This is a genomic window from Paenibacillus sp. FW126-R14, from assembly GCF_058789495.1.
This window is the reverse complement of record NZ_JBYTBS010000036.1, coordinates 68,860-76,135: the sequence shown is the minus strand read 5'-3', so window position 1 is coordinate 76,135 and position 7,276 is coordinate 68,860. Positions and strand designations below refer to the sequence as shown.

7 protein-coding genes are annotated in these 7,276 nt (G+C 49.5%); 4 read left to right on the top strand and 3 right to left on the bottom strand.

What is annotated here, in order from left to right:
• Window positions 1–148 precede the first annotated feature (148 nt).
• The 4 genes from AC3WRW_RS21215 to AC3WRW_RS21200 are packed head-to-tail and all read left to right on the top strand — an operon-like array spanning window position 149 to window position 5,230.
• Window positions 149–1,111 (top strand): ABC transporter ATP-binding protein, encoded by a 963-nt coding sequence (locus AC3WRW_RS21215; protein WP_492548283.1) that lies wholly within the window; start codon window positions 149–151, stop codon window positions 1,109–1,111.
• A gap of 40 nt (window positions 1,112–1,151) precedes the next feature.
• Window positions 1,152–2,249, top strand: coding sequence for an ABC transporter substrate-binding protein (locus AC3WRW_RS21210; RefSeq protein WP_492548288.1), 1,098 nt, complete (start codon window positions 1,152–1,154; stop codon window positions 2,247–2,249).
• A 24-nt stretch (window positions 2,250–2,273) separates the two neighbouring features.
• Complete coding sequence (locus AC3WRW_RS21205) at window positions 2,274–3,932, top strand: ABC transporter permease (protein WP_492548282.1); 1,659 nt, start codon at window positions 2,274–2,276, stop codon at window positions 3,930–3,932.
• The gene (locus AC3WRW_RS21200) at window positions 3,929–5,230 is read left to right on the top strand and encodes an MBL fold metallo-hydrolase (RefSeq protein ID WP_492548281.1); all 1,302 of its coding nucleotides are present in this window, start codon (window positions 3,929–3,931) and stop codon (window positions 5,228–5,230) included. Before AC3WRW_RS21205 ends, AC3WRW_RS21200 begins: the two co-directional genes overlap by 4 nt.
• 5 nt (window positions 5,231–5,235) lie before the next feature.
• Here AC3WRW_RS21200 and AC3WRW_RS21195 read toward each other — a convergent pair whose 3' ends face one another.
• The 3 genes from AC3WRW_RS21195 to AC3WRW_RS21185 are packed head-to-tail and all read right to left on the bottom strand — an operon-like array spanning window position 5,236 to window position 7,115.
• The gene (locus tag AC3WRW_RS21195; protein ID WP_492548280.1) at window positions 5,236–5,799 is read right to left on the bottom strand and encodes a 5' nucleotidase, NT5C type; all 564 of its coding nucleotides are present in this window, start codon (window positions 5,797–5,799) and stop codon (window positions 5,236–5,238) included.
• Between the two features lie 26 nt (window positions 5,800–5,825).
• The gene (locus AC3WRW_RS21190) at window positions 5,826–6,470 is read right to left on the bottom strand and encodes a pentapeptide repeat-containing protein (protein ID WP_492548279.1); all 645 of its coding nucleotides are present in this window, start codon (window positions 6,468–6,470) and stop codon (window positions 5,826–5,828) included.
• Between the two features lie 36 nt (window positions 6,471–6,506).
• Window positions 6,507–7,115 carry a sigma-70 family RNA polymerase sigma factor gene (locus AC3WRW_RS21185; RefSeq protein WP_492548278.1) on the bottom strand — a complete coding sequence of 203 codons (609 nt, stop codon included), beginning with the start codon at window positions 7,113–7,115 and terminating at the stop codon, window positions 6,507–6,509.
• Between the last annotated feature and the right edge of the window lie 161 nt (window positions 7,116–7,276).

Genomic DNA, 7,276 nt, shown 5'->3' with positions numbered 1-7,276 from the left:
TTCATGCTCTCACCATTATAGAAAAAATCTATGAAGAATAATAGTTTACCAACAAAAACTTAACAATTGCTTTACCTTAAGTTGATACTCCGCTGATTTTGTTCGCCTAAACTAAGTTTAAGTTCCTAAGAACGGAAGGAAGCTTGAGATGACTTTACAACTTCGCGGTATCAACAAATCCTTCGGCGCTTCACCGGCGCTTAAGGACATTCAACTAACCCTTGCCAAAGGGAAATTTACAACTTTGTTAGGTCCATCCGGATGCGGCAAAACAACCTTGCTCCGGATCATCGCAGGCCTCGAGTCTCCTGATGACGGTGACATTCACTTGGGCGATGCCTGTCTTTTCTCCAAGCAGCGCAGGATTAATCTTCCTGTTCACCGGCGGGATTTCGGCATGGTGTTTCAAGATTTTGCCCTATGGCCGCACTTGACGGTACTGGAAAACGTAGCATTCGGGCTCAAAGCAAAAGGCGATACCGCCAACTGGCGTCAGCGGGCTATGGAAGCTATTGAATTAGTTCAACTTGCGGGAATGGAGAAGCGCTATCCCCATCAGCTTTCAGGCGGTCAACAGCAGCGCGTCGCACTTGCCCGGGCCATTGTCGTTCGTCCTCAGCTCGTCTTATTCGATGAGCCGATGAGCGCACTGGATGCCCTTTTGCGGGAAGAAATGCGCATCGAGCTGATGAATCTGGTGCGAAGTATCGGATTCACGGCGGTTTATGTAACGCATGATCAAACGGAAGCCATGTCCATGTCGGATGAGATCGTCGTTATGCAAGGCGGGGTCATTTTGCAAAAAGACGTTCCCGAAGTCATTTACCGCAAACCGGCTCACCCCTTCACGGCCCGCTTTATCGGCAAAACCAATTGGCTGGAAACGGACAAGCGGCTCATTCGCCCTGAGCACATCCGATGGGAACGCTTGACGGACCAAGACCTTGTGTATTCAGGCGTGGTCCAAGCTGTCAGCTATATAGGGGAACGCTACGAAATCAGTGTGAGGACCATTGATCATGATGTTTGGATGGCGTATCATCCATCACGTCTGACCATAGGAGAAAACGTAACGCTGTATATCTCACAAGAGCAGATTCATGAATTGTAGTGAATAGTAAAAAAACGGAGAGGGTGTATTTCCAATGAAAATGAAAATGAAAAAAAATTTGCAAATGAGTACTTTAGCTTTGATGTCCGTTCTCGTAGGCGTAGGTTTGACAGGCTGCGGCACGGCAAGCACATCTTCCAATGCCAACCCGGCGACAGCTGCTCCGGCAGCAACGGCTGCTACGACGGCCGCAACGCCGACACCAACGCCTGAAGCGAAGAAGCTTAGCGGAAAAATCGTTGTATACAGTGCGGGGCCAGCTGATCTCGCTACCAAGATTCAAAAAGGCTTTCAGGCTAAAACAGGTGTGGAAGTCGAAATGTTTCAAGGCACCACCGGTAAAATCTTGGCTCGTATGGAAGCCGAAAAAGCAAATCCGGTCGTTGACGTTGTCGTTCTGGCCTCGCTCCCTTCCGCTATTGGCATGACAAACAGCGGACTAACCCTGCCTTTTAAAGAAGCCAAAAACGCCGACAAGCTAATCCCCGACTACTCCGATAAGAACGGGAACTATTTTAGCTACAGCCTTTCCGCACTTGGCATTGCCTATAATACCAAAACCGTTACGAACCCTCCGAAAGAATGGAGCGATCTGACGAAACCTGAGTGGAAAGATAAAGTGAACATTCCTGATCCCGCACAGTCCGGCTCCGCACTCGATTTCATGACCGGCTATGCGAATAAAAACGGCGATTCCGCCTGGGATTTATTTGGTAAAGTCAAAGCGAATGGAGCTATTATTGCAGGGGCTAACCAAGAAGCGATGGATCCAGTTATTTCGGGAGCCAAAAGCATCGTAATGGCAAGCGTTGACTATATGACTTATGCGTCCAAAGCGAAGGGCGAGCCTATCGATCTGATTTATCCGGCAAGCGGGACGGTCATCTCGCCACGTCCGGCCATGATTATGAAAACGAGTAAAAATGTCGATAGCGCAAAAGCATTCATTGAATATTTGCTTTCCGACGAAACCCAGAAAATGGTTACCGACGCTTACCTGCTTTCCGGCCGCAGCGATATCCAAGTACAAGGAAGAGTAAGCGCGAAAGACATTCCTGCTCTGAAAGTCGACTGGAACTGGATGAACGATAATCAAGCCGGTGTCACGCAGAAATTCACACAATTGTTCAAAAAGTAAGCTCCGAACGGGGATGACGACCACATGATTTTCAAACGTACGGGGACGCTCCTGGCATTGCTGCTTCTGGCGATGCTGGTCGTCCTTCCTCTTTTATTCGTATTTTTCAAAAGTGTTTGGGTGAAAGGTTCCCTTGACTTGCTCGCCCCCATTCGAGTCGTATTGGAGAAAGATTTGACCGGCGTATTCAGCCATTCCTTAATGCTCGGTATATGGGTTGTCGTCGGAAGCACGATATTTGCTCTGCCGCTGGCTTGGATCATGGCCAAAACGCCGCTCCGCAAGCATCGCTGGCTGGATATTGTCCTGCTCATTCCTTTCATGACTCCGCCGTATATCGGCTCCATGGGCTGGATTTTATTTATGCAGCCGCGCGGCTATCTCGAGCAATTGTTTCCCGGTGCTACCTGGATAAGCAGCCATTTCTTTAGCTTATTTGGGATGGTTACGATTATGAGTCTCCATTTGTTTCCGTTCCTGTATTTGATTCTGCGTAATGCCATTCTTCAAATTGGCAGCAACAAAGAAGAGGCGGCCGCTGTGCATGGGGCAAGCTTCCTGTATTCGCTTCGCCGCGTCATGCTGCCACTTGTTTTCTCCAGTTATGTCATGGGCGCTCTGCTCATTTTCGTCAAAACATTGGCCGAATTCGGTACACCGGCTACATTCGGCAGGCGCATCGGTTATTTCGTGCTAACGACCGAAATTCAAGCCTCCATCTCCAGTTGGCCGGTAGATTTCGGCAAAGCAACCTCGCTGGCATCCCTATTGCTGCTAGCCTGTCTTGTGCTTTGGTACGTACAGTCCGTCGTTGTACGCCGGAATTCTTATAACCTTGTCGGCGGCAAAGGCTCCCGTGACAAAATCGTCGGCTATCTCGGCTGGCAGCGCGCGCTGGCCTGGCTCTATGTGGCTCTGCTGCTCGCCGCATCCATCGGCATCCCGTATTTCTCCATCATTTCAGCTTCGCTAATGAAGCTCCGGGGAGGCGGGCTGGCGTGGAACAACCTGACGCTGCTTCATTACGGCGAGCTGCTGAAATGGGGCTCACCCAGCATGAAAGCGCTGATGAACAGCCTGGGGCTCGCCCTGCTCGCCGCCTGCTTAGCAGCCGCGCTTGGCACTTGGTTCGCCTTAACGATTGGCCGCGCCAAGCGGCTGCCGCAGCGCATGACCGATATGTTCAGCCTGCTGCCGAACACGGTCCCTGATATGGTCCTGGTCGTCGGACTCATTATGCTATGGAATGCGCCATGGATGCCGCTGCATCTCTACAACACTTACGGCATGGTCGTCCTCACTTACGTCGTGTTCTTCCTGCCGTATACCGTGCAATACGTCAAGGCACGCAACGGGCAGCTGGACGAATCCTTGCGGCAAGCCGGGCAAGTCTTCGGCGGGCAGCCCTGGTACGTGTTCCGGCGTATTGTCCTGCCTCTGCTGCTGCCGGGTATTATCGCCGGCTGGATGATGACCTTCACCATCTCGCTTAGGGAGCTGGTCGCCTCGCTGATGGTGCTGCCGCCGTCCATGCAAACGTCGGCCACCTACATTTTCGCGCAATTTGAACAAGGTCAAATCTCGCTTGGCATGGCGATGGCCGTCGTTTCTGTCGGTCTTACAACGATCCTGCTGCTTATCGTGAACAACATGAATACGAACAGAAAGTGGAATGTGGAATGATGCAATTGAACGTATGGGGCGGTGCCGGCGAACACGGCCGCTCCTGTTATTGGATTGGCAATGAACAAAGAAGCATTTTGCTCGATTGCGGTGTAAAGCGTGAAGGATGCGGGGAGTATCCGTTAATCGATCCGGACAGAGTCGCGGAATTGGACGCTGTTTTTTTATCTCATGCGCATGAAGATCACTCCATCGCAATCCCTTGGCTGTACAAATTAGGTTATTCCGGCAAAGTATGGACAACCCGAATAACCGCGCAGCAGCTTCCCGCTTATTATGCGGCTTGGGGAAACTACGTCAAAAAGCAAGGCGGAGAACTCCCTTATGCTGAAACGGATATCGATCGCATCCAATATGCTTACATCGAAGATGAGGCTCCGCCCCGACAGTGGATTGAACTAGCCCCTGGACTTCGCATCTGTTGGGGACGAAGCGGACATATGCTGGGGTCGGTCTGGCTGCTTCTGGAAATAGAAGGGAAGCGTTTGTTTTATTCTGGAGACTACAGCGAAGATGCTCATCTGCTTGCAACGGATACACCGGAGGCCCTTACGAACGGCAGCATAGCCTTAGACGGGGCGATTATCGATGCCGCTTATAGCACCGATACGGAGTATCAATCAGATAAGCTGGAGAAGCTTTTCTCGGCAGCCGAAGGGATTCTAACGGAGGGCGGTCAGCTTCTGCTGCCCGTACCTGTTTGCGGCCGGGGACAGGATCTGCTGCTTCTAATGAAGGAGCGTTTCCCTGATACGCCGATTCGCGTCGAATCAGAGCTTGTTCAAGCGATGGAGCTCATGCTTGAGCACGCCGGCTGGCTGAAAGCAGGCATGGAAAGCGTCCTCGCAGAGGCTTTAAGCAGCGGCCGCTTTGAAGTGATCCATACCGATGAGCAGCGTCAGCAGCTGTTGAACGAGGATCTGGCCGATTCCCGGACAGGTATCTGGTTTACGAGTGACGGGATGATGCAATCCCCTAAGTCCAGATGGTATTACGAGAAATGGCGCAGGCAAGCGGCGAACGGCATCGTGCTAACCGGACACGTCGCGACGGGCACGACGGGGCAGCGGCTGCTGGCTATGAGCGATGAAGAGCGCGGATGCCAAATGAAGATGATCCGTTACAAAATTCATCAGGGAATGCCCGATGTGCGCAAAATGGCGCAATCGTTGAACAGTCCGTTTAAGCTTCTCGTCCATGCCCCCAAAAAAGAAACAGATGCCCTGCTTGAGCAGCTGGCATCTGAAGGTATTCCGTATTTGCTTTCCGTTCGACCAGGCGACACGGTAAATCTGTAAATCTTTTAGGATTTCAGCTCTTCCATAAACTGTTCCCAGGAAGTTATCCGCGGCAAATCGAGCTGCCGGTTATAGGACCGGTCTTTCACATACGCCTTCACCGGCAATTGCGACAAGGTCGCGAGCACAGACGGCTTATCATCGAAATAGTAATCCAGCTCCAGTGCCTCGATAATGTGCACTTTCTCGGTATCGCTCATCCCGCAATAAAAATGTCCTTCCGTAACGGGAAATCCATTTTGAATGAGCCACTCTCGCGTACGTTCCGTATGCTCTTTGGCTCTTGCCGTAATATAGTAGACCTCGTGGCCCTGCTTAATTAACTCATGTAGAAATTCACGTGCATGCGGAAAGGGCGCGCAATCCGAGTAATAAATATCATCGCGGAGGCTCATCCAGAGCTTCCCTCCCTCTTCTTTCGTCAACCCGAATGCTTCGTGAATCTCCATTGTCGTTAACGCATGAAACACGTCCAAACCAATATTTTGATGCAATTTGCGATTATAGATATGAAAAGCATGCTCTCTTAAATTAATGAGCGTATCATCAATATCAAAACCAAATTTCACGCTTGCCTCCTCATTTCCCTGCGCCTTTATTCCTTTAGTATAAGCCCAAACAGACTTGCAAATACGGAAGCTTGTCCTCTGGAAATGATGCAGCCGGGCAAATCCTCCACACCTACGCCCAGACTTGTGAAGTCACAGGAGCTGAGATCGATTCCTGCCAGCTTAGTGCCTGAGAATTGAGCCCGGTCCAGCTTGCAAGCTTCATACTGCACCTTCTGCAGCGTTGTCTCATAGAAATCGGCACTCAAGAGCGAACTCTCTTGAAAGGCAACTTGCCGGAAATTAGCCATTCGGAAATTGGCATAATCCCCCATACAGGAATCAAACAGCACATTTCGGATGGTCGCTTCCGTCATATCCATCCCCATGATTTTGCAATTTCTAAATTCAGTCCGATGAATCGTAGCTTGACCGAAATCAACATTGGATAAATCGCATTTCTCGAAAATAACATCCGTCAATTCAATGTCCTTCATCGCAATTCGCGTAAAGGTTACATTGCGGAAAATAATTTTATCAAAAGCAACTTTCGAAGCTTTCTGATTATCAATCGTACAATCGCTTATCAAGCCTGTATGAAAGCTGTCTTCCGAATCTATCCCTTCTTCGGGGAGCGATATCGGCGGCAGTTCTTTCGGCATTTTTGGCGCTTCAATTTTGGAAGTGCTCATTGCAATACTCCTCTGTCTGCTGGAATGAAGAAAAAGTTAAAAAATGATAACCGATGTCAAGCTCTGCAGCATGAAGAACAACGAACCCCATTTACGTTTGATGTAATTCCGGCCCCTAAACAGCCTTGTTTTGATCGTTGTCACCGGTAAGTTCACTTCTTGGCTAATGTCTTCTAGCGACATATCCAAAAAATATTTATACACGATCAGATTCTTATATTTATCCGGCAAATCACGTATCATTTGCTCCACTTGCTCGGCAGTTTCTTGCTCGATTAATTGCAGCTCAGGCGTTTTCTCACGGCTGGTCAGCTTATCATAAAAAGGCAGCGCGTCTTGAAACGGATGCGGATTCGTATCCATAGACAGCTCCGACTTCTTTTTGCGCAACAAATCAATGGCCACGTTTTTACCGATGCTAAAAATCCAGGTAGAGAAATTTTTGCTCGTGTCAAAACGATGCGAATGCTGATATGCCCGTAGAAACGTCTCCTGCACAACGTCCTCCGAATCCGATTTGTTCCTCAGCATCCGAAACGCTAACCGGTAAATCTTGTCCTTATACAGCTCAAGAAGCCGGCTAAACGCCTTAGAATCCCCTTGAGCCCACATTGTTGCAAGCTGGCTATCGCTTAGTTGCAGCATGTTACAGCTCCTTTATCTTAACTACCGTCTATTCGACTCTATCTTATATTCTACCAAATCGAATCAAAAAAAAGAAACCTTTGCAGGTTTCATTGGTGACTATTTTTCGATAAATTTGGATATGGATTCCGCTTTTTCAGAGGCTGCCACGACAATGAGCA